The organism is Variovorax sp. VaC1 (assembly GCF_043658315.1).
GTDB lineage: Bacteria > Pseudomonadota > Gammaproteobacteria > Burkholderiales > Burkholderiaceae_C > Variovorax.
Map to the genome: position 1 here is coordinate 282,591 of NZ_JBIGLT010000004.1, position 22,868 is coordinate 305,458.

Annotated in this window: 18 protein-coding genes; 1 reads left to right on the forward strand and 17 read right to left on the reverse strand. The window is 67.3% G+C overall.

Going from position 1 to position 22,868, the window contains the following annotated elements; translation table 11 throughout:
- The 16 genes from ACGLHS_RS18180 to dksA form a co-directional block, all read right to left on the reverse strand.
- Nucleotides 1-972, reverse strand: a complete 972-nt coding sequence (locus ACGLHS_RS18180; protein ID WP_394481907.1) for a D-alanine--D-alanine ligase — start codon at nucleotides 970-972, stop codon at nucleotides 1-3.
- On the reverse strand, nucleotides 969-2,438 hold the full coding sequence (gene murC, locus ACGLHS_RS18185; RefSeq protein WP_093244906.1) for a UDP-N-acetylmuramate--L-alanine ligase: 1,470 nt from the start codon (nucleotides 2,436-2,438) through the stop codon (nucleotides 969-971). Before murC ends, ACGLHS_RS18180 begins: the two co-directional genes overlap by 4 nt.
- On the reverse strand, nucleotides 2,435-3,499 hold the full coding sequence (gene murG / locus ACGLHS_RS18190; protein WP_394481910.1) for an undecaprenyldiphospho-muramoylpentapeptide beta-N-acetylglucosaminyltransferase: 1,065 nt from the start codon (nucleotides 3,497-3,499) through the stop codon (nucleotides 2,435-2,437). The genes murC and murG overlap by 4 nt, the downstream gene beginning before the upstream one ends.
- Nucleotides 3,496-4,794 carry a putative lipid II flippase FtsW gene (ftsW, locus tag ACGLHS_RS18195; protein ID WP_093244900.1) on the reverse strand — a complete coding sequence of 433 codons (1,299 nt, stop codon included), beginning with the start codon at nucleotides 4,792-4,794 and terminating at the stop codon, nucleotides 3,496-3,498. Before ftsW ends, murG begins: the two co-directional genes overlap by 4 nt.
- Nucleotides 4,791-7,115 (reverse strand): UDP-N-acetylmuramoyl-L-alanine--D-glutamate ligase, encoded by a 2,325-nt coding sequence (gene murD, locus ACGLHS_RS18200; RefSeq protein ID WP_394481912.1) that lies wholly within the window; start codon nucleotides 7,113-7,115, stop codon nucleotides 4,791-4,793. The genes ftsW and murD overlap by 4 nt, the downstream gene beginning before the upstream one ends.
- Before the next feature lie 13 nt (nucleotides 7,116-7,128).
- Nucleotides 7,129-8,307, reverse strand: a complete 1,179-nt coding sequence (gene mraY, locus ACGLHS_RS18205; RefSeq protein WP_093244895.1) for a phospho-N-acetylmuramoyl-pentapeptide-transferase — start codon at nucleotides 8,305-8,307, stop codon at nucleotides 7,129-7,131.
- A gap of 22 nt (nucleotides 8,308-8,329) precedes the next feature.
- The gene (gene murF, locus ACGLHS_RS18210; protein WP_394481915.1) at nucleotides 8,330-9,769 is read right to left on the reverse strand and encodes a UDP-N-acetylmuramoyl-tripeptide--D-alanyl-D-alanine ligase; all 1,440 of its coding nucleotides are present in this window, start codon (nucleotides 9,767-9,769) and stop codon (nucleotides 8,330-8,332) included.
- The gene (locus ACGLHS_RS18215; protein ID WP_394481917.1) at nucleotides 9,766-11,328 is read right to left on the reverse strand and encodes a UDP-N-acetylmuramoyl-L-alanyl-D-glutamate--2,6-diaminopimelate ligase; all 1,563 of its coding nucleotides are present in this window, start codon (nucleotides 11,326-11,328) and stop codon (nucleotides 9,766-9,768) included. Before ACGLHS_RS18215 ends, murF begins: the two co-directional genes overlap by 4 nt.
- A 2-nt stretch (nucleotides 11,329-11,330) precedes the next feature.
- A complete protein-coding gene (locus ACGLHS_RS18220; protein WP_093244888.1) occupies nucleotides 11,331-13,085 on the reverse strand; it encodes a penicillin-binding protein 2 in 1,755 nt (584 codons plus the stop codon).
- Complete coding sequence (gene ftsL / locus ACGLHS_RS18225; protein ID WP_093244885.1) at nucleotides 13,082-13,420, reverse strand: cell division protein FtsL; 339 nt, start codon at nucleotides 13,418-13,420, stop codon at nucleotides 13,082-13,084. The genes ACGLHS_RS18220 and ftsL overlap by 4 nt, the downstream gene beginning before the upstream one ends.
- Nucleotides 13,421-13,422: 2 nt before the next feature.
- Nucleotides 13,423-14,346 carry a 16S rRNA (cytosine(1402)-N(4))-methyltransferase RsmH gene (rsmH, locus tag ACGLHS_RS18230; RefSeq protein ID WP_394481920.1) on the reverse strand — a complete coding sequence of 308 codons (924 nt, stop codon included), beginning with the start codon at nucleotides 14,344-14,346 and terminating at the stop codon, nucleotides 13,423-13,425.
- Nucleotides 14,347-14,354: 8 nt separating this feature from the next.
- Nucleotides 14,355-14,783 (reverse strand): division/cell wall cluster transcriptional repressor MraZ, encoded by a 429-nt coding sequence (gene mraZ / locus ACGLHS_RS18235; RefSeq protein WP_093245534.1) that lies wholly within the window; start codon nucleotides 14,781-14,783, stop codon nucleotides 14,355-14,357.
- 273 nt (nucleotides 14,784-15,056) lie between these two features.
- Nucleotides 15,057-16,388 (reverse strand): ATP-dependent protease ATPase subunit HslU, encoded by a 1,332-nt coding sequence (gene hslU, locus ACGLHS_RS18240; protein WP_394481922.1) that lies wholly within the window; start codon nucleotides 16,386-16,388, stop codon nucleotides 15,057-15,059.
- 2 nt (nucleotides 16,389-16,390) lie between these two features.
- Nucleotides 16,391-16,936, reverse strand: coding sequence for an ATP-dependent protease subunit HslV (gene hslV, locus ACGLHS_RS18245; protein ID WP_093245531.1), 546 nt, complete (start codon nucleotides 16,934-16,936; stop codon nucleotides 16,391-16,393).
- Between the two features lie 123 nt (nucleotides 16,937-17,059).
- Nucleotides 17,060-18,688 (reverse strand): STAS domain-containing protein, encoded by a 1,629-nt coding sequence (locus ACGLHS_RS18250; protein ID WP_394481924.1) that lies wholly within the window; start codon nucleotides 18,686-18,688, stop codon nucleotides 17,060-17,062.
- A gap of 84 nt (nucleotides 18,689-18,772) precedes the next feature.
- The gene (gene dksA / locus ACGLHS_RS18255) at nucleotides 18,773-19,399 is read right to left on the reverse strand and encodes an RNA polymerase-binding protein DksA (RefSeq protein ID WP_093244875.1); all 627 of its coding nucleotides are present in this window, start codon (nucleotides 19,397-19,399) and stop codon (nucleotides 18,773-18,775) included.
- A 715-nt stretch (nucleotides 19,400-20,114) separates the two neighbouring features.
- Here dksA and ACGLHS_RS18260 point away from each other — a divergent pair.
- A complete protein-coding gene (locus ACGLHS_RS18260; RefSeq protein WP_394481927.1) occupies nucleotides 20,115-21,620 on the forward strand; it encodes a YdgA family protein in 1,506 nt (501 codons plus the stop codon).
- Between the two features lie 81 nt (nucleotides 21,621-21,701).
- Here ACGLHS_RS18260 and ACGLHS_RS18265 read toward each other — a convergent pair whose 3' ends face one another.
- A complete protein-coding gene (locus ACGLHS_RS18265; RefSeq protein WP_093244867.1) occupies nucleotides 21,702-22,754 on the reverse strand; it encodes a GTP-binding protein in 1,053 nt (350 codons plus the stop codon).
- Between the last annotated feature and the right edge of the window lie 114 nt (nucleotides 22,755-22,868).

The window sequence follows — 22,868 nt, forward strand, 5'->3', positions numbered from 1 at the left end:
CTATTGCGAACCTCCGGTGGCGTCGAGCGTGGCCGAAGCCAGTACACGCAGGCACAGCTCTTCATAGGCGATGCCCGCGGCGCGTGCCGACATCGGCACCAGCGAATGGCTGGTCATGCCGGGCGAGGTGTTCATCTCGAGCAGGAAGGGCTTGCGGTCGCTGGCGCGGATCATCACGTCGGCGCGGCCCCAGCCACGGCAGCCGAGCGTGCGGTAGGCGGCCAGCGTGATGCGCTGTATCTCGCGTTCCTCGGCTTCGGGCAGGCCGCTCGGGCAGTGGTACTTCACGTCGTCGGTGAAGTACTTGTTCTGGTAGTCGTAGGCGCCTTCGGGCGCGGCGATGCGCACCACCGGCAGCGCGCGCGCGTCGAGCCCGTGGCCGAGCACGGCGCAGGTCACCTCCTCGCCTTCGATGAACTCTTCGCACAGCACGTCGGCGTCGTACTTCGCCGACAGCGTCACAGCGTCCTGCATCTGCGAGTAGCCCTCGACCTTGGTCACGCCGATGGACGAGCCTTCACGCGGCGGCTTCACGATCACGGGCAGGCCGAGCACGTCGGGCACGGCCATGATCTGTTCGCGGCTTTGCTGGTCGAAGGCCAGGCGCACGTACTTGGGCGTCGGCAGGCCGTCGGCTTGCCAGATGCGCTTGGTCATGACCTTGTCCATGGCCACGCTCGAGGCCATCACGCCCGAGCCGGTGTACGGAATGCCCAGCAGTTCGAGCGCGCCCTGCACGGTGCCGTCTTCGCCATGACGGCCATGCAGCGCGACGAAGCAGCGCGCGAAGCCGTCGCGCTTGAGCTCGAACAGCTCGCGCTGCGACGGGTCGAAGGCATGTGCGTCGACGCCGCGCGAACGCAGGGCTTCGAGCACGCCGGTGCCGGACATCAGCGAGATTTCGCGTTCGGCGGAGCTTCCGCCGAACAGCACGGCCACCTTGCCGAAGAGTTTTGGATCCTGAAGGCTCACGAGGCCCTCCCCTTGCGCGCACCGCGCTCCGATGTTGATGAGGACGGCGCCGCGGCGGCAGCCGCACCGAGTTCGACCACCTTGGCCGGCACCGCGCCGATGGATCCGGCGCCCATGCAGAGCACCACGTCGCCGGCACGGGCGTTGTCCAGGATGGCTTGCGGCATGGCGCCGATGTCGTCGACGAACACCGGCTCCACCTTGCCGGCCACGCGCAGTGCACGCGCCAGCGTGCGGCCGTCGGCGGCCACGATGGGCGCTTCGCCGGCAGCATAGACCTCGCCCAGCAGCACCGAATCGGCCGTGCCGATGACCTTGACGAAATCTTCGAAGCAGTCGCGCGTGCGGGTGTAGCGATGCGGCTGGAAGGCCAGCACCAGCCGGCGCCCCGGGAACGCACCGCGCGCGGCGGCGATGGTGGCCGCCATCTCGACCGGGTGATGGCCGTAGTCGTCGATCACGGTGAAGCTGCCCGCGGCGGCATCGCCCGGCACGCTCACGTCGCCGTAGCTCTGGAAGCGGCGGCCCACGCCCTTGAAGCCCGCCAGGCCGCGCTGCACGGCCTCGTCGGGAATGCCGAGCTCGACCGCCACCGCGATCACCGACAGCGCGTTGCGCACGTTGTGCTCGCCCGGCAGGTTCAGCACGACGGGCAGGTCGGGCAGCGTCACGCCGTTGCGGCGCTGCGCGGTGAAGTGCATCTGGCCGCCGACGGCGCGCACGTCGATCGCGCGCACCTGGGCGTCTTCGCCGAAACCGTAGCTGGTGACGGGGCAGGTGACGCTGGCCACGATGTCGCGCACGGCCGGATCGTCGGTGCAGAGAATGGCCACACCATAGAACGGCATGCGGTGCAGAAAATCGACAAAAGCCTTCTTGAGCTTCGCGAAGTCGTGCCCGTAGGTCTCCATGTGGTCGGCGTCGATGTTCGTGACCACCGCCATGACGGGCAGCAGATTCAGGAACGAGGCGTCTGATTCGTCAGCCTCGACCACGATGTAGTCGCCGCTGCCGAGCTGCGCGTTGGCACCGGCGCTGTTCAGGCGCCCGCCAATCACGAAGGTCGGATCGAGCCCGGCGGCGGCGAGCACGCTCGCCACCAGGCTGGTGGTGGTGGTCTTGCCGTGCGTGCCGGCAATCGCGATGCCCTGCTTCAGGCGCATCAGTTCGGCCAGCATCAGCGCGCGCGGCACGACCGGAATGCGCTTCTCGCGCGCGGCCAGCACCTCGGGGTTGTCCGACTGCACGGCGGTGGACGTGACTACCGCATCCGCGCCGTCGATGTGGGCGGCCGCGTGGCCGACGAAGGTGCCGATGCCCAGGCCCGCGAGCCGGCGCAGCGTGGCGCTGTCGGACAGGTCGGAGCCGGTGATCTTGTAGCCCAGGTTCAGCAGCACCTCGGCGATGCCGCTCATGCCGGAACCGCCGACGCCTACGAAGTGGATGTGGTGGATCGCATGCTTCATTTGGCAAGCTCCTCGCAGGCGCGGACGACGGCCTCGACGGCTTCGGTCTTCTGCATGGTCTTGGCCTTGGCGGCCTTGTCGATCAGCGCGGTGCGCTCGGTTTTCTGTAGCAAGTCAGCCAGCAATTCAGGAGTGAGGTCGGCCTGTTGCACCAGCCATCCGCCACCCGCGTCCACGAGGAAGCGCGCGTTGGTGGTCTGGTGGTCGTCGACCGCCGAAGGGAAAGGCACGAACAGCGCTGCTGCGCCGACGGCCGCGATTTCTGTGACGGTGCTGGCACCGGCGCGCGCGACGATGAAGTCGGCGTCGGCGTAGGCCTTGGCCGTGTCTTCGATGAAGGGCGTGAGTTCGCCTTCGACGCCGGCGGCCGTGTAGTTGGCGCGCAGTTCGTCGATCTGCTTGGCGCCGCTCTGGTGCAACACCTGCGGGCGCACGGCCGGCTCGATGCGCGCCAGTGCCTGCGGCACCACCGTGTTGAGGCCGCGCGCGCCGAGGCTACCGCCGACCACCAGCAATTTGAGCGGACCCGAGCGGCCTGCAAAACGTGTGGCCGGATCGGGCTGCGAGGTGAACGCGGCGCGCAGCGGATTGCCCACCCACTGCGCCTTCTTCAGCACATTCGGGAAAGCCGTGAACACGCGGTCGGCCACGCCCGCCAGCACCTTGTTGGCAAGGCCCGCCACCGAGTTCTGCTCGTGCAGCACCAGCGGCTTGTTGAGCAGCACGCCCATCATTCCGCCCGGAAAGGTGATGTAGCCGCCCAGGCCCACCAGCACGTCGGGCTTGACGCGGCGCACCACGCGAAAGCTCTGCCAGAAGGCGCGCAACAGCTTCAGCGGCAGCAGCGCCAGCGTGAGCGGGCCCTTGCCACGCACGCCGCCGAACTGCACGGGCTCGAAGGCGAAGCCGCGCGGGGGCACGAGCTTTTCTTCCATGCTGCCGGGCGCGCCCAGCCAGTGCACGCGCCAGCCGCGATCGCGCAGGGCCTCGGCCACGGCCAAGCCCGGGAAAATGTGGCCGCCGGTGCCGCCGGCCATGACGAGTGCGGTACGGCCGGTCATACGCGGCCCCCTCTCATCAGCACGCGGTTCTCGTAGTCGATGCGCAGCACAACGGCCAGCGCCACCAGGTTCATCAGAATGGCCGAACCACCGAAGCTCATCAGCGGCAGCGTCAGGCCCTTGGTGGGCAGTGCGCCCAGATTCACGCCCATGTTGATGAAGGCCTGGAAGCCGATCCACACGCCCACGCCCTGGGCGACGAGGCCCGAGAACACGCGGTCGAGCGCAATCGCCTGGCGGCCGATGTGCATGATGCGGCGCGTGAGCCACAGGAACAGGCCGATGATCAGCAGCACGCCGACCAGGCCGAATTCTTCGCCGATCACGGCCAGCAAGAAGTCGGTGTGCGCCTCGGGCAGCCAGTGCAGCTTCTCGACGCTGCCACCCAGGCCCACGCCGAAGACTTCGCCGCGCCCGATGGCGATCAGCGAGTGCGACAGCTGGTAGCCCTTGCCCAGCGCGTGCTCTTCGCTCCACGGATCGAGGTAGGCAAAGATGCGCTCGCGGCGCCACGGACTGGTCGCGACGATGGTGCCGAAGGCCACCACCACCAGCGCGGCGATCACGAAGAACATGCGCGCGTTCACGCCGCCCAGGAACAGGATGCCCATGGCGATCACGGCGATCACCATGAAGGCGCCCATGTCGGGCTCGGCCATGACCAGCATGCCGACCACCACCACCGCGACGCCCATCGGCAGCACGGCGCGGAAGAACCGCTCCTTGATCTCCATCTTGCGCACCATGTAGCTGGCGGCATAGAGCACCATCGCGAGCTTGGCCAGCTCCGAAGGCTGGAAGCGCATGAACCCCATCGGCAGCCAGCGGCGCGCGCCGTTGACGTTGATGCCGATGTGCGGAATGAGCACCGCCACCAGCAGCAGCAGCGAAGCCACGAAGAGCCAGGGCGCGGCGCGCTCCCAGGTCTTCATCGGCACCTGGAAGGTCAGCAGCGCGGCAATGAAGGCGAACACCACCGAGGCCGCATGCCGCGTGAGGAAGTACGAGGCGCTGTAGCCGGCGCGCGCAAAGCGCGGGTTGTCGGGCAGCGCGATGGAGGCCGAATACACCATGATCAGGCCCCAGGTCAGCAGCGCGACCGTGACCCAGACCAGCGCCTGGTCGAAACCCAGCACGCGCATCGGCGTGGCCTTGGTCTGCGCGATGCCGGCGCCGCCCAGCCGCACCGGCAGGTGCATCGGCAAGGCGTCGATGCCGCTGCGGGCGCGCCTGAACCAGCCACCGAAGCGGCTGGTGCGGGTTTCCGGCGTGGCGCCTGCGGCAGCGGAGTTCAAAGCTGTTCCTCCATCGACCCCGAGGCGGAAGACGACGGCGTGCCGGCCTCCGGGGCGTCTTGTCCAAGAAGCTCGCGCGGGCTGTCCGCGTAGGACTGCACGACCTCGCGGAACACTTCCGCGCGGTGCTCGTAGTCCTTGAACATGTCGAAGCTCGCACAGGCCGGTGACAGCAGCACGGCATCGCCGGGGTTGGCGCGCGCAGCGGCCAGCTTCACGGCCTCTTCCATCGAGCCGGCATGCATCAGCGAAACGCCGGTGCCGGCCAGCGCGGCTTCGATGATCGGCGCGTCGCGACCGATGAGCACCACGGCGCGCGCGTACTGGCGCACGGGCGCGGCGAGCGGATCGAAGTCCTGTCCCTTGCCTTCGCCGCCAAGGATCACGACCACGCGGCGGTCTTCGCCAAGCCCGGTCAGCGCGGCCACGGTGGCACCGACGTTGGTGCCCTTGCTGTCGTCGAAGTACTCGACATCGTCGATCAGCGCGATCGGCTCCACGCGGTGCGGCTCGCCGCGGTATTCGCGCAGGCCATACAGCATCGGGCCGAGCGCGCAGTCGGCCGCATTGGCGAGCGCGAGCGCGGCCAGGGCGTTCATGGCGTTGTGGCGACCACGGATGCGCAGCGCATCGGCGGGCATCAGGCGCTGCAGGAAGATTTCTTCTTCGACCACCGCGCCGCGCTTGCGCTTTTGCGTTTCGTCGGCTTCCAGTGCGCGCACCAGCCAGGTCATGCCGTTGACGCGCTCGATGCCGTAGTCGCCCGGGCGCAGCGGCATCGCGGTGCCGAAGGTGACGTGCGTACGGATCTGCGGGCGCTGCAGCTTCACCTTGACGGGCGCAGGCAGCATCGCCATCACGCCGGCGTCGTCGCGGTTCAGGATCATGAGGCCGCGCGCGCCGAAGATGCGCGCCTTGGCCGCCGCGTAGGCCGGCATGTCGCCGTGCCAGTCGAGGTGGTCCTGCGTGAGGTTGAGCACGGTGGCGGCGGTCGGCTCGAAATCCTGCACGCCGTCGAGCTGGAAGCTGGAGAGTTCGAGCACCCAGACATCCGGCAGCGTGTCGGCGTCGATGTGCGCGGACAGGGTGTCGAGCAGCGTGGGGCCGATGTTGCCGGCCACGGCCACGGTCTTGCCCGCGCGCTCGACCAGTTGGCCGGTGAGCGCGGTGACGGTGGTCTTGCCATTGGTGCCGGTAATCGCGAGCACGGCGGGCGTGTAGCCCCTGGGCGCTTCGGGCTCGACCGGGGGCGCCAGTTCGAGCTGGGGCGATTCTTCTTCGGCAGCGGCCGAGGCTGGGTTGGTCGCGGCGAACTCGGCGATCTTGGCGACGAATTCGGCGGCTTCCTTGGCGGCCGTGGGGACGTAAGGCTTGCCTGGGGTTGGCAGGCGGGAAAGCGTGGCGGGGGCCGGCGGGGTCGAAGGTGCTTCCGGCGTCGCGGGTGCATCGGCCGCTTCAGGTGCGGACTCGGGCGTTGCTTCGGGCGCTTCGGCGTTCGGCGCTTCTGCCGGCACCGGCACGGCAACGCTCATCGATGGATCGCGCGGCATGGCCTCGGCCATGGCGGGAGCGACTGGCTCGGGGGTGGCTTCGACAGCTTCGGGTGTTTCGGCTGCTGGCGCGGGTTCGACCGATTTCGTCGGTTCGACGGGCGCAGCCGGCTCGGCCACAACCACGGCTTCGGCGGCATGAGCCTGCACAGCTTCGTGGGTCGCTTCCGGCGTTTCGCTGGACGGTGCCACTTCGCTGACCTGTGCCGACACGGCGGCTTCACCCTGCACGGCTTCGGGCAGTGCAGGCGCTTCAGGTGCCGGCGTTGCTTCCGGCGTATCGACGTGCAGCGACGGTTCACCCAACGGCAATTCAGCCTGGGCTTCCGTTTCCACAGCCTCCTGCGGCACTTCAGTTGTTGCCTGCGCCTCGGGCTCGGCCACCACTTCAGGCTCGGGTTCAACCTCCACGACCGGCACTTCGACCGTTCGCAGGTCCAGCAGCGCGCGCGCGAACAGATCCAGTTCGCCACCCACCGGCAGCCCCACCGCACGTGCCGCATCGGCCACCGGCGCGATGGTGGCGGGCGAGAGGCCGGGCGAGCGGTACACCGCGCGAATCGGCGTGCCTTCGATCAGCCCGGCCGAGAACGGCCCGCCGACGAAAGCGACATCGGGCCACTCCGCCTTCAGCGTCGCGAGCAGCGCGGGCGCCTCGCGCGTGTCGGCCACGGTCACGACCGCACCGTGGCGCGCGCACCAGCGCGCCATCGCCAGCCCGGACGCACCAAGGCCCAGGATGAGAACGGGGAGGTCTTTCAGATGCCGCATGTGCTTTTTCTTTTCAGCGCAGCTTCAGCGTGGAAAGACCCACGAGGCACAGCAGCATCGTGATGATCCAGAAGCGCACCACGACCTGCGTCTCGCGCCAGCCGCTCTTCTCGAAGTGGTGGTGCAGCGGCGCCATCTTGAGCACGCGACGGCCTTCGCCATAACGCTTCTTCGTGTACTTGAAGTACATGACCTGCGCCATCACCGAGATCGCCTCGACCACGAAGATGCCACCCATGATGAAGAACACGATCTCCTGGCGCACGATGACCGCGATGGTGCCCAGCGCGCCGCCGAGCGCCAGCGCGCCCACGTCGCCCATGAATACCTGCGCCGGATGGGTGTTGAACCAGAGGAAGGCCAGCCCCGCGCCGGCCATGGCCGAGCAGAACACCAGCAGTTCGCCCGAGCCCGGGATGTTGGGGAACAGCAGGTACTTGGAATACACCGCGCTGCCCGTGACATACGCGAACACGCCCAGCGCCGAGCCCACCATCACCACCGGCATGATCGCCAGGCCATCGAGCCCGTCGGTGAGGTTCACGGCGTTGCTCGCACCCACGATCACGAGGTACGTGAGGATCACGAAACCGATGCCGCCCAGCGGGTAGCTCACTTCCTTGAAGAAGGGCACCAGCAGGTTGATCTTGGGCGGAAAGTCGAGATCGAAGCCCGACTGCACCCACGCGAAGAACAGCTGCAGCACGCGCCAGTTGGAGCTTTCGGAGATGCTGAAGAGCAAATAGAAACCGGCCATCAGGCCGACCACCGACTGCCAGAAATACTTCTCGCGCGAGCGCATGCCTTCCGGGTCCTTGCGCACCACCTTGCGCCAGTCGTCGACCCAGCCGATGGCACCGAAGCCCATCGTGACCCACAGCACGATCCACACGAAGCGGTTCGAGATGTCGAACCACAGCAGCGTGGCGAAGGCGATGGCGAACAGCACCAGCACGCCGCCCATGGTGGGCGTGCCGCTCTTGGTCAGGTGCGTTTCCATGCCGTAGCCGCGCACCGGCTGGCCGATCTTGAGTGCGGCCAGGCGACGGATCACATACGGGCCGGCCACGAGGCCGACCACGAGCGCCGTCAGCGCCGCCATCAGCGCGCGGAATGTGAGGTACTGGAAAACGCGCAAAAACCCGAACTCGGGCGACAGCGTTTGCAGCCATTGGGCCAGGCTCATCAGCATGTTGTCTTGCTCGGTTCATGCGTCATGACCGGCCTCCTTTTGTTGTTTTGGGATGTGACTGAGCGAGATCGCCGATGGCCTGCACCACGCGTTCCATCTTCATGAAGCGCGAGCCTTTCACGAGCACGCTGCCGACCAGCGGCAGGCGGGCGAGCACGGCGGCGAGCAGCGCGTCGTAGTCACCGAAATGACGGCCGTTGTCGGCATCCGCAAAGGCCGAGACGGTGTGCGCGGTCTCGGCACCGAGCGTGTAGACGGCCTCGATGCCGCGCTGCTTTGCCCAGGCGCCGACCTCGGCGTGGAATTCGGGGGCGCGGTCGCCGACCTCGCCCATGTCGCCGAGCACCAGCAGGCGCGGACCCGGCAGGCCGGCGAGCACGTCGATGGCGGCGATCACCGAATCGGGGTTGGCGTTGTAGCTGTCGTCGACCAGCGTGAGCGTGTGCTTGTTGGACAGCACGACCTCGCTGGCCTTGGAGCGGCCCTTGACCGGCTCGAACGCCGACAGGCCCACTGCGATGGTCTCGATGGAAACTCCGGCCGCGAGCGCGCACGCCGTGGCGGCCAGCGCGTTGCCCACGTTGTGGCGGCCCGCGATGTGCAGGCGCGCGTCGAAGGCGCCGAGCGGCGTGCGCACGCGCACGGCCCAGGCGCCCTGCTTCCACTCGGCGCTGTCGAGCGAGACGTCGGCGGCCTCGTCTTCGCCGAAGGTCATGCAGCGCCGGTTGCCGCCTTCGCGGGCCATGTCGGTCCACAGCGCGGTGAAGGTGTCGCCGTACGGGAACACGGCCGTGCCGTCATCGGGCAGCACCGCGAACACGGCAGCGTTTTCGACGGCCACGGCCTCGACGGTGGCCATGAATTCCTGGTGTTCGCGCTGGGCGTTGTTGACCAACGCGATGGTCGGGCGCGAGATGGCGGCCAACCGTGCGATCTCGCCCGGATGGTTCATGCCGAGTTCGAGCACGGCGCGTTGATGCGACGCGCGCAGGCGCAGCAGCGTGAGCGGCACGCCGATCTCGTTGTTGAAGTTGCCGGCCGTCGCCAGCGCGCGTTCGGCGCGGAAGGCGAACAGGATCGCCGCGATCATCTGCGTGACGGTGGTCTTGCCGTTGCTGCCGGTGACGGCAATGAGCGGCAGCTCGAACTGCGCGCGCCAGCCCGCGCCGAGCGCACCGAGCGCGGCCAGCGAGTCGGGCACTTCGAGGCCCGCAAGGCCTGCGGCTTCGAGGCCGTGATGGGCAATGGCCGCAACGGCGCCCTGCTTCTTCGCATCGGCAAGGAAGTCGTTGGCGTCGAAGCGCTCGCCCTTGAGCGCGACGAACAGGTCGCCCGCCGCCAGCGTGCGCGTGTCGGTGTGCACGCGGGCGATGACCGTCGAAGGGTCACCCACCAGCCGCGAGCCGGGAATCCATTGCTGGGCCTGCGCCAGCGTGAGGTCGAGAGGTGTCGTGTCGGTCATGCCGCGGCACCCCGCTTTGCCAGCGCCTGCTGCGCATGGGTCTTGTCTGAAAACTCGATGCGCTGGCCGGCGATTTCCTGCCAGGCCTCGTGGCCCTTGCCGGCGATCAGCACCACGTCTTGCGGTGCAGCTTGTGCGAGCACGTCGGCAATGGCCGCCGCGCGGTCGGGCTGCACCTGGGCGGCCTCGGGGCGCGAGAGGCCGCGCAGCACCTGGGCAATGATCGCGTCGGGCTTCTCGCTGCGCGGGTTGTCGCTGGTCACGACCACGCGGTCGGCCTGGCGCTCGGCCACGGCAGCCATCATCGGGCGCTTGATCGGGTCGCGGTCGCCGCCGCAGCCGAACAGGCACCAGAGCGCGCCACCGCGCTGCCTGGCGAGCGGGCGCAGGCCGATGAGGGCCTTGTCGAGCGCATCGGGCGTGTGGGCGTAGTCGACCACCGCGAGCGGTGCACTGGCGACGTCGGCCAGGGCCACGCGCTCCATGCGGCCCGGCACGCTGGTCAGGCCGGTGCAGGCCGTGACGGCTTGCGCCAGCGTCAGGCCCAGCGCGCGCAGCGTGCCGAGCACGCCCAGCAGGTTGGCCACGTTGTATTGTCCGATCAACCCGGTCGAGAGCCGCTCCACCGCGGCCGCGCCATGCTCGGCCACCGAGAACTGCAGGCCCTGCTCGTCATAGCCGACGTCGCGCGCCATCAGCCGCGCCGCATGGCCTTCGGCCGACACGGTCCAGACGTCGAGCGCACCGATGCCGCCGTCGACCAGGTTCGCGCACAGGCTGGCGCCATGCACGTCGTCGATGTTGATGACTGCCGCGCGCAGGCCGGGCCAGCGGAACAGCTCGGCCTTGGCCTGCCAGTAGGCGTCCATGCTGCCGTGGTAGTCGAGATGGTCCTGCGTGAAATTGGTGAACACGGCCACCGCCACGCGCGTGCCGTCGAGCCGGCGTTCGGCGATGCCGATCGACGAGGCCTCGATGGCGCAGGCGCCGAAGCCGTTCGTGACCATCGCGCGCAACTCACGCTGCATCATCACGGGGTCGGGCGTGGTGAGGCCGGTGTAGGTCAACTCGGGCGGCACGCCGATGCCCAGCGTGCCCATCACGCCGCAGGGCGACGGTGCGCAGCGCTCCACGGTGCCGTCGGGCCGCATCGCGCGAACGCCACCGGCCGCACGCAGCGTGCCGAGCGATTCGGCCAGCCACCACGCGGTGGAGGTCTTGCCGTTGGTGCCGGTCACGGCCAGCACGTCGAGCAGGGCCGAGGGGTTGTCGTAGAAGGCCGATGCGATCGGGCCGGTCGAGGCCTTGAGGCCGGGGTAGCTCACGATGCGTTCATCGCCGTCGAAGCCGAAGGCCTCGACGCCTTCGTGCTCGACCAGGCAAGCCACGGCACCTTGTGCCAGCGCGGCGGCCACGTGTTTGCGCCCATCGGTCGCGGCACCGGGCCACGCAATGAAGGCGTCGCCCGCGCGCACGGCGCGGCTGTCAGCATGCAGCGCACCCTGCACGCGCTCCTTGAGCCAGAACGCCGCCAGTTGGGGAGAAGTGAATGTCAGCATGGTCAGAAGCTCTCGTCGACGCCCTGCGTCATCACAAGCGGTTTGACCGCCAGGTCGGGCGGAACGTTCATCATGCGCAGGGTCTGCTGCACGACCTCGCTGAACACCGGCGCGGCCGCAAGGCCGCCGAAATACTGACCGTCGGTGGGCTCGTCGATCATCACCGCGACGATGATGCGCGGCTTCTCGATGGGCGCCATGCCGGTGAACCAGGCACGGTACTTGTTGCTGGCGTAGCCCTTGCCGACCTGCTTGTGGGCCGTGCCCGACTTGCCGCCGACCGAGTAGCCGACCGTCTGCGCGCGCGTGCCGGTGCCGCCGGGGCCGGCGGCCATCTGCAGCATCTTGCGCACGGCCAGCGCGTTGGAGGGCGAGAACACGCGCACGCCGACCGGCGGCTCGGTGTTTTTGAGGATGGTGACCGGAATGATCGAGCCGTCGTGCGCGAACGAGGTGTACGAGTGCGCCATCTGGAACAGCGAAGCCGACAGGCCGTAGCCGTAGGCCATGGTGGCCTGCTCGACCGGCTTCCAGGTCTTCCACGGACGCAGCCGGCCGGTGACGGCGCCCGGAAACTGGATCTGCGGCTTCTGGCCGTAGCCGAGCGCGGTGTAGGTGTCCCACATCTCGTGCGGGGTCATCTTCTGGGCGATCTTGAGCGCGCCGACGTTGCTCGACTTCTGGATCACGCCCTCGACCGTCAGCGTGCCGTAGTTGTGCGTGTCGCTGATGGTGAAGCCACCGATCTGGAAGCGGCCGGGGCCGGTTTCGATCAGCGTCGTCGGCTTCACGCGGCCGGCCTCGAGTGCCATGCCGACGGTGATCGGCTTCATGGTCGAGCCAGGCTCGAAGGTGTCGGTGAGCGCGCGGTTGCGCAGCTGCTCGCCGGTCAGGTTCTGGCGCTTGTCGGGCACGTAGCTCGGGTAGTTGGCCAGCGCCAGCACCTCGCCGGTGACGGCGTCGAGCACCACCACGCTGCCGGCCTTGGCCTTGCGCGCGGTGACCGCATCGCGCAGCTTCTGGTAGGCGAAGAACTGCACCTTGCTGTCGACGCTCAGCTGGATGTCCTTGCCGTCGAGCGGCGGAACGATGTCGCCCACGCCTTCGACCACGCGGCCCAGCCGGTCCTTGATGACGCGGCGCGACCCGGCCTTGCCGCCCAGGTCCTTGTTGAACGCCAGCTCGATGCCTTCCTGGCCGTTGTCTTCCACGTTGGTGAAGCCCACCACGTGCGCGGCGGCCTCGCCCTCGGGGTACTGGCGCTTGTATTCCTTGCGCTGGTAGATGCCCTTGAGGTTCATCGCGGCAATCTGCTTGGCGATGGGCTCGTCGACCTGGCGCTTGATCCAGACGAAGGTCTTGTCTTCGTCCTCGAGCTTCTTGTCGAAATCCTTTTGCGACATCTCAAGCAGCTTGGCCACCTGCTTGAGCTTGGCCCGCACCTCGGGGTCGTCGCGCTCGATGTCTTCGGGAATGGCCCAGATGCTGGGCGCCACCACGCTGGACGCGAGGATGAGCCCGTTGCGGTCGAGGATGCGGCCGCGGTTGGCCGGCAGCTCGAGCGTGCGTGCAAAGCGCACTTCGCCCTGCCGCTGGAAGAAGCCGTTGTTGAAGACCTGCACGTATGCGGCCCGCCCCGCCAGCATGACGAAGCCCAGCGCAATGCCGGCGACGATGAACTTGCTGCGCCAGACCGGCGTCTTGCTCGCGAGCAAGGGGCTGGTGGTGTAGCGCACGCTGCGGTTGCCGCGGCTCATCGTGCGGCCCTCCCCGTGGCGGGCTTGGGCGGCGTCACAGGCGCCACCGGCGCCACGGCCGGGATCACCGAGCCATCGGGACGCACGTACTGCGTGATGGCCGGCGTGGTCGTGCGCATCTGCAGCTGCTCCTTGGCGAGCTTCTCGACGCGCAACGGCGTGGCCTGGGCGCGCTTTTCGACCTGCAGGCGGTCGCGGTCGGTTTCGAGGCGGCGCGCTTCCTGCTGCACGCGATCGAGCTCGGTGTAGAGCTGGCGCGACAGGTACTGCGTGTGCACAAGGTACAGCGCCGTCGCAATGACGGCCAGCAGCAGCAGGATGTTGATGCGGGCCATGGTCAGTTGGCCTCGGTGCGTTCGGCGACGCGCAGGATGGCGCTGCGCGAGCGCGGGTTGCCGCTCACCTCGGCTTGCGACGGCTTGATGCGTTCGAGCGCGTTGAGCTTCATCACCTTGGGTGCGGCAAAGGGCGCGCGGCGGTCGTAGACCTCCTTCGAGTGCTTGGCGATGAACTGCTTGACGATGCGGTCTTCCAGCGAATGGAAGCTGATCACCGCAAGCCGGCCGCCGGGCTGGAGCACGGAAAGACTCGCCTCTAGCGCCTGTTGCAGCTCTTCAAGCTCGGCGTTGATGAAAATCCGAAAAGCCTGAAATGTGCGCGTTGCAGGGTTCTGGCCCTGCTCGCGGGTTTTGACCGTGCCAGCCACGAGCTCGGCCAGTTCGGTGGTGGTTGAAATTGGGCCCCGTTCTTGTCGGCGAGCAACAATCGCCTTTGCAATCTGAACAGCAAACCGTTCTTCGCCATAGTCACGGATCACCTCTGCAATCTGCTGAAGTTCGGCCGTTGCCAGCCACTCGGCCACGCTCTCGCCGCGCGTGGTGTCCATGCGCATGTCGAGCGGGCCGTCGAAACGAAAACTGAAACCGCGCACCGGGTTGTCGATCTGCGGCGAACTCACGCCCAGGTCCATCAGCACGCCCGCCACGCTCGCGTCGGGCAGTTCGCCCAGCGAGCGGAATCCCTGGTGGCGGATAGAAAAACGCGCATCCGAGATGCGCGCTGCTTCGGCCACTGCTTCCGCATCCTTGTCGAATGCGATCAGCCTGCCTTCCGGCGCCAGCCGCGCGAGGATCGCGCGCGCGTGCCCTCCGCGCCCGAAGGTCGCATCCACGTAGGTGCCGGCGGCCGCCGCGTTGCCGGAAAGAAGGGCTTCCACCGCTTCGTTCAGCAAGACGGTCGTATGGGTCCATGGGGTGTTCACGTGGATCCTCAGAACGCGAAGTCCTGAAACACATCGGGCATCTCGCCCTGGGTGGCCTCGGCCTCCTTGGCCTCGTAGGTGGCCTTGTCCCAGAGTTCGAAATGGTTGCCCATGCCCAGCAGCAGCGTGTCGCGGTTGATGCCGGTGGCGGCGCGCAGCTCGGGCGACACCAGGATGCGGCCCGTGCCGTCCATTTCCACGTCCATGGCGTTGCCCAGGAAGACGCGCTTCCACCACTGCGCCGACATCGGCAGCGCGGCGATGCGCTCGCGGAATTTCTCCCATTCAGGACGGGGGAACACCATCAGGCATCCGTGCGGATGCTTGGTGATCGTGAGCTGGCCGCCTGCCGTGGCGCTCAGGACGTCGCGGTGCCGGGTCGGCACGGAGAGCCGCCCCTTGGCATCCAGACTGAGCGATGAAGCGCCTTGAAACACGACCACGAAACCCCTGTGTTGGGAGGTGCTGCGGTACCCGGAAGGGGCACTACCCGCACTTTTTCCCACTTAACTGCACTTTTTTGCACTGTAGCAGGAAACACTTGGGACGCAACTGGCCGTAGGTGGTATTTTTTGTAATGGAATCAACGACTTAGCGCCGACTCCCAAACCTGGGAATCGGCGAATTTCGTTGAAAATGAAGTACTTAGCTCACGCAGTGAAAGTGATGCGTGAAGGATTCCCCCGTTACAGGGGGAAGAAGAAGCGGCTTCAGAGGATGAAGCGCGAAAGGTCTTCGTCGTGACTTAGTGCCGCAAGGCGCTGGTCGACGTAGGCGGCATCGATGCGGATCGATTGGCCTTCAAGGCGGGTCGCGTCGAAGCTTACCTCATCCAGCAAACGCTCCATCACGGTCGACAAACGGCGTGCGCCGATGTTCTCGGTGCGCTCGTTGACCTCGAAGGCGATGCTGGCCAGCCGGGTCACGCCGTCGGGCGTGAAATCGAGCGTCACGCCTTCGGTGGCCAGCAGCGCCTGGTACTGCTTCACGAGCGAAGCGCGGGTCTGCGTGAGGATGCTTTCGAAGTCCGCCACCGAGAGCGACTGCAGCTCGACACGAATCGGAAAGCGCCCCTGCAGCTCGGGAATCAGGTCGCTCGGCTTGCTCAGGTGGAAGGCGCCGCTCGCGATGAACAGCATGTGGTCGGTGCGCACCACGCCGTACTTGGTCGTCACGGCCGTACCCTCGACCAGCGGCAGCAGGTCGCGCTGCACGCCCTGGCGCGACACGTCGGAGCCCTGCGCTTCGCTGCGCGTGGCGACCTTGTCGATCTCGTCGATGAAGACGATGCCGTTCTGCTCGGCGTTGGTGATGGCCTGCGTGCGGATCTCGTCCTCATTGACCAGCTTGGCCGCCTCTTCGTCGGTCAGCAGGCGCAGCGCCTCGGCGATCTTGAGCTTGCGGGTCTTGCGCTTGCCCTGCCCCAGCTGGCCGAACATGCCGCGCAGCTGCTCGGTCATTTCCTCCATGCCGGCCGGGCCCATGATCTCGAGCGGCGTGCGGGTCTCGGCGAGGTCGAGTTCGATTTCCTTGTCGTCGAGCTGGTGCTCGCGCAGCTTCTTGCGGAACGCCTGGCGCGTGGGGTTGGGGCCTTCCAGCGCGGTGGTGGTGCTGCCGTCCGCACCGCGCGCGGGCGGCAGCAGCACGTCGAGGATGCGCTCTTCGGCCGCGTCTTCGGCGCGGGCGCGCACCTTCACGCTCTCGGCTTCGCGGGTCTGCTTGACGGCGATCTCGGCGAGGTCGCGAATGATCGAATCGACATCCTTGCCGACGTAGCCCACCTCGGTGAACTTGGTCGCCTCGACCTTGATGAAAGGCGCATCGGCCAGGCGCGCGAGGCGGCGGGCGATCTCGGTCTTGCCCACGCCCGTGGGGCCGATCATGAGAATGTTCTTCGGCGTGATCTCGCCGCGCAGCTTGTCCTCGACCTGCTGGCGGCGCCAGCGGTTGCGCAGGGCAATGGCCACGGCGCGCTTGGCGGCGGGCTGGCCGACGATGTGGTTGTCAAGCTCGGAGACGATTTCCTGAGGGGTCATGGGCATGGTCAGAGCGCTTCCACCGTGTGGTTCATGTTCGTGTAAATGCAGATTTCTCCGGCGATCGCCAGCGATTTGCGCACGATCTGCTCGGCCGAAAGGTCGGTGTTCTCGATCAGCGCCTTGGCCGCCGACTGCGCGTAGGCACCGCCCGAACCGATGGCGATCACGCCGTCTTCGGGCTCCAGCACGTCGCCGTTGCCGGTGATGATGAGCGAGGTGGTGGCGTCGGCCACGGCCAGCATCGCCTCGAGCTTGCGCAGCACGCGGTCGGTGCGCCAGTCTTTCGTGAGTTCGACGGCAGCGCGGGTCAGGTGCCCCTGGTGCTTTTCGAGCTTGGCCTCGAAGCGCTCGAAGAGCGTGAAGGCGTCGGCCGTGGCGCCGGCAAAGCCGGCCAGCACCTTGCCGTGATAGAGCCGGCGCACTTTGCGCGCCGTGCCTTTGATGACGATATTGCCGAGAGTGACCTGCCCGTCCCCGCCAATGGCGACCTGATCGCCTTGGGGGGTCTTGCGGCGCACGCTCACGATGGTGGTGCCGTGAAACTGTTCCATCGAAGCCATCTGGGGATGGCGCCGATCAATGCAACCCCTTTGTTACGCCCGGAATCCATTCCAGGAGCCCTGCTAGGCCGCTCGCGCCGCCCCTGCGCAACAGGGGGCAAGGAAGCCTGAAGGCTAGTTCTTCCTCACCGCCACGGTGGCGTGGTCGGCGATGCCGATGAGGTTGAACAGCGCGGCCATCAGGCGGTGCGCGTCGACGAACTGCACCCGCTCGCCATTGGCATCGCGCGCGCGCACCCAGCTCAGCAGCGTGCCCGCGGCGGTGAGGTCCATGCGCACCAGCGCCGCACAGGAAATGACCGGCGCCGTGGTGTGGCGCAGGTCGCTGTCCAGCCGCTGCCAGCACGAGAGCGAATCACCGCGCAGATCGCCCGCCAGCGCGGCAAAACCGCTGTCAGTGGACGGAAAGCTTTCGGAATCGCCGCCGACCGACAGCAGCGACCACACCGAACTGGGCCGGCTGGCCGGCGGTGCCGCCAGCGAGGTGCACTCGCCCCGGGGGTCCTGCCACGAAGGCGGCGACACCTCGTAGGTGATGCAGTAATTGAGCGCCACCAGCTCGAAATCGTCGGGCAGGTGCATCATGCGCAGCGCCGCCAGGTGCAGCTGCCACCAGATGTCGTCGGTGCCGCGCTCGTTGTTGGGCGCAGCCTCGGACAATACCGCCAGCAGCTGCGCGGTGCCCATGAAGCGCAATTGCACCGGCGAATCGGCCCAGTGCGTGAACAGCACGCGCAGCGGCGCGGCCGCATCGGGCTCGATGCCGGTGAGGCCACGCCAGTCGAGCGTCCAGACCGACCCGGCCTTCGACAGCGCCCGCGTGAGCGCCATCAAGCCTTCACGCGCCAAGCGCGCGGGGCTGACCCAATCGGCACTACCACCCTCGCCGGCCGCGCCAGCGTCTTCGCTGGCGGTGACGGCCTTCACGCTGCGGGCCAGTTCTTCGAGCGATACCCAGTCGGGGCCCATGCGCTTCATGCGCTGCGCGTAGCGCATGCGGGCGGCCGCGAACTTGGCGGCATCGCCCGTCGCGCGGTACAGGTCGAACAGGGCGCGCCAACGGCTGTCGTCGCGCTCGGCCGCGGGGTCGTTCTCGCCGCTGGAAGCCGGGGCGCTCTCGGAGGCCAGGGCCTGCAGCAGGATGGCCTCGGCGCCGGCATCGTCGCCATGCGCGAAGCGGATCACCGCCTCTTCGAGCGCGCCATCGTGGGCGAGCCGCGACGACATCAGTGGCACGTCGCCGCTGCCGGCAACGGCCGGGGGGCTGCCCGCTGCCACCGAAGCGGCAACTGCCGGCGGTGCCGGCGCGCGCTCGGCCTGCCCTTCGAGCAAATCGTCGGTATGCACGGGCGGCAGCGTCTCGGCGCCGGCCTCGGGCGGTGGATTGACCAACGTTTCGCCGTTGGGGCCTCGCCCCTTCCACCACTGCTGCGACATCTGCTCTTCGATCTCGTCGATCTTCTTGAGCGTGAGCGCGCGGCCTTCCGATTTTTCGGAAGAGCTGTTGATGTTGAAGGACGACGGCGTGACCGTCGCTTCGAAGGCATGGGCGGCGGCTTCGCGCTGACGCAGCTTGCGCAGCATGTCGAACTCGCGCCGGCGCACGAAGTCGTTGCGCTGGCGCCGCTCGATCATCTCCTTGAGCATCTCCCGGCTGTAGGTCTGCTCGGGCAGCGAGGAATCCGAGGAAGGCGCATCCAGCTCCGACCAATCCTTGAGCGGATTGCGAACAAATTTGGCCACCTTGGAAAAAAGGCGGCCCGATTCTTCCTTTGCCATGCGGTGAAGACTATCGAACGGGCAGGATTCTTTCTACCTTCCTGTCGATCAGTCCCCGAACATCTTCTGCTTGAGTTCGCGGCGTTGCTGCGCTTCGAGCGACAGCGTGGCCGTCGGGCGGGCCAGCAGGCGGCCGACACCGATGGGCTCGCCGGTCTCGTCGCAGTAGCCGTAGTCGCCGGCGTCGATGCGCTGGATCGATTGCTCGATCTTCTTGAGCAGCTTGCGCTCGCGGTCGCGCGTGCGCAGCTCGAGCGCGTGCTCTTCCTCGATGGTGGCGCGGTCGGCCGGGTCGGGCACGACCACGGTGTCTTCGCGCAGGTGCTCGGTGGTTTCACCGGCGTTCTCGAGGATGCCGCGCTTGAGTTCCACCAGCTTCAGGCGGAAGAACGCCATCTGCTTTTCATTCATGTACTCGTCGTCGGGCATGGCGATGACTTCGGCATCGCTCAGCTCGGCGGCGGACTTGGCCTTCCAGTTGTTGGCCAGCTTCGGGTCTTTCTTGACGGCCAGCGGCGGTGGCGGCACCAGCGCGGTGGAAGGCGCTTGCGAGAAGCTGGACTTGGCGGCGGTCGACGCCACCGATTGCGGCATCGAAGGGACGGTCAGTTGCGACAGCCGGGACACGCGGCCACCACGTGCAGCGGGTGCGGGCGTGGCGGTTTGAGCGGGCATCGAGGGTGTCGCCGGGGCGGAAGAGGAGGCGGCAGCCGTTTTTTTCATGGGGATCGGGGGGGCAGAAGGAACGGCAGCAGGGCGGCCGACGGGTTTGGATGACGATGGACCCGCACCTGCTGCGGTCTTGGCCGCAGGCTTGACGGGCTTCTTTGCAGCAGTCGCGGCCTTGGCCGGTGGTGCTGCGGGCTTTTTGGATGGCGCGCTTTTCTCCTTCGCGGCAGGACCATGTGCAGTGGCGGAAACCTTTTTCGCCGCGGGTACAGCCTTCGCAGCCGGCGCCTTCTTTGCGGCGGGCTTGGTTGCTGGCGTGGCCTTTGCGGCGGGTTTCTTCACGGTGACTGGCTCCTTGAACGAACTGGAACGCGCTTTCACTGGGTGTCTCCTCCCATGAGAGCCACTGCGGCTTTCAGGCCGTGCGGGCTCCACGTTGTCGGGGTGCTCGCCAGTGGCGAACCCCGGGGTTATACCCCCGAAAGCCCACCAGAAACGTGCGGCGCCCCGTGCCGGAAGTCACATCTTGTCCATCGGGACGGAACATGGCTGCCGGAACAGGCGCGCGATTGTATAGAGAACTCGGACACGCGGGCACGCCATGGCCACGACGACCGAGTCCGTTAGCATCGCCCCGCGTTGTCGGAGAGGGCAACGCAGGCATGCCCATGCCCATTCGCGGCGCGGGCCCATCCGATCATTCGACAAAAGAAAGCAAGTCTTGAGCAAGAAAGCAGTATTGGGAGTCCTGGCAGCGGCCATCGCCGTCGCCTATGGCGGCAGCACCTGGTGGGCCGCCTCGCAGATCAAGTCGCGTTACGACACCGCCTTCGACGAGCTGCCGAAGCAGACGGCGATGGTGCGCGTGGTCGAGCGCAACTACGACCGCGGCTTCCTCGGTGCCGTCAGCACCGTGACCCTGGAAATCGGCTGCGCCCCCGAGCCCGCTGCCGCCGCGCCGGCCCCCGTCGCCAAGTCCGCGGAAGGCGAAGAAGCCGACGCCGACACCGACGAAGACAAGGACGCCGAAGCCGACACCGCCCCGCTCAAGCCCTTCCGCATCACCCTGCGCGACACCATCCACCACGGCCCGCTGGCCGGCGGCTCGCTGGCTGCCGCCACCATCGACAGCGAACTGGTGCTCGACGCCCAGACGCAAGCCAATGTCGAGAAATTCTTCGGCAAGGCCAAGCCCCTGACGGCCCACACCAAGGTCGGCTTCAGCGGCGCCTTCACGACCGACATGACGGTCGCGCCCGCCAAGCTGGCCGAAGACGGCAAGGGCCAGTTCACCTGGCAAGGCGCGCAGGCCCGCATGGAAGTGAACGCGGCACGCACCCAGGTGCGCTACGACCTCACGATGCCGGGCCTGGACTTCAGCGACACCCGCAGCGGCGTGACCATGAAGATGGGCAAGCTCGCCGTCAAGGCCGACATGGACAGCAGCGCCGGCTGGATCCTGGCCACCGGCAAGACCGAAGGCCGGCTCGATTCGCTCGAATTCGCGGCCCCCAAGGGCCTGGGCACTGCCCCCGGCGGCGAGCACAAGGCGCTGCCGACCGTGCTGCTGCAAGGCATCGACCTGATCGGCGAGGCCAGCATCAAGGACGGCCTGTATGCATCGGGCGGCACCCTCAAGGGCAGCGGCAAGATCGGCGAGACCAAGATCGACAAGTTCGAGGTGGGCAGCAGCGCCCGCAACATCCACGCCGCCGGCTACAAGAAGCTGGCCGACGCCTGGATGCAGTCCGGTGCCGCCAACGGCTGCGGCAAGGGCGGCAGCAAGGCCTCGCAGGAAGCCATCAAGGCGCTGACCGACCAGCTGGCCCCCGACATCAAGGCCATGGCCAAGTACAGCCCCGAATTCGGTCTCGACAAGATGCTGGTCGAGATCGACGGCAAGCGCGCCGAGATCAGCTACACCGCCGGCCTGACCGGTGTGACCGACGAAGACCTGCAAGCCCCCGGCACCGCGCTGATGATGAAGCGCGGCGTGTTCAAGGCCAACGCACGGCTGCCGATGAAGTGGCTCGAGAAGCTGGCCGAGACCGGCGCCGAAAGCGGCCAGACGCCGCCGCCCGAAATGGTGGCGGGCCTGGTCGAGCAAGGCGAACAGAAGGGCTTCGTCAAGCGCGATGGCGACGACGTCACCGCGCAGGTCGAGTTCAGCGCAGGCAGCCTGAAGGTCAACGGCAAGCCGCTGGGCGCGCCGGGCGCGGGCAACTGAGCCCAGGCTTCCCCTGAATAGAAAAGGGCGCTGACCTCGCGGTCAGCGCCCTTTTTCATTCCTATCAGCGCAAGCAGTCCGTCAGACCAGGCACTGCTCCAGCCCCTGCTCGAGAATTTCACGCGGCAGCTCGATGCCGATGAACACCATGCGGCTCTGGCGCGCCTCGTCCTTGCCCCACTCCGGGCCCAGGTCGCTGCCCATGAGCTGGTGCACGCCCTGGAAGATCACCTTGCGCTCGGTGCCCTTCATGTTCAGCACGCCCTTGTAGCGCAGCATGCGCGGGCCGTAGATGTTGACGATGGCGCCCAGAAAGTCTTCGAGCTTGGCCGGGTCGAAGGCGCGGTCGGCCTTGTAGACGAAGCTCTTCACGTCATCGTCGGTGTGGTGATGGTGGCCGTGGCCTTCGTGCTTGTGCGAGGGGTGGTCGCAATGCTCGCCATGCGCGTGGTCATGGTCGTGATGGTCGTGGTCGTCTTCCTTCAGGAAGTCGGGGTCGATGTCCAGCTTGGCGTTCAGGTTGAAGCCGCGCAGGTCGAAGATGTCCTTGAGCGGTACGTCGCCGAAATGCGCCTTCTGCTGCGGCGCGCGCGGGTTCATGTGCTTGAGGCGATGGATCAGCGCTTCGGTCTCTTCCGCCGACACCAGCTCGCTCTTGCTGATGAAGATCTGGTCGGCAAAACCCACCTGGCGGCGTGCTTCCTGGCGGTCGTTCAGTTGCTGCGGCGCATGCTTGGCATCCACCAGCGTGAGGATCGAGTCGAGCAGGTAGCTCTCGGCGATCTCGTCGTCCATGAAGAAGGTCTGCGCCACCGGGCCGGGGTCGGCCAGGCCGGTGGTCTCGATCACCACGCGGTCGAAGTCCAGCAGGCCCTGGCGCTTCTTGGCGGCCAGCAGCTGCAGCGCTTCGCGCAGGTCTTCACGGATGGTGCAGCACACGCAGCCGTTGCTCATCTGCACGATCTGCTCTTTCGACTCGGTCACGAGGATGTCGCTGTCGATGTTCTCTTCGCCGAACTCGTTCTCGATGACCGCGATCTTCTGGCCATGGGCCTCGGTCAGGATGCGCTTGAGCAAGGTGGTTTTGCCCGAGCCGAGAAAGCCGGTGAGGATGGTCGCGGGAATGAGGGCCATGAAGAGGTGCTCCGGAAGCGGAAAACGGGAAAAAGGGGCGGAAAGGCGTGGCCGGGCAGTTTAGCCAATGCCACTGAGTTGCGTTGGTGATGGGGTTAAGGGCGCCAAGCGGCG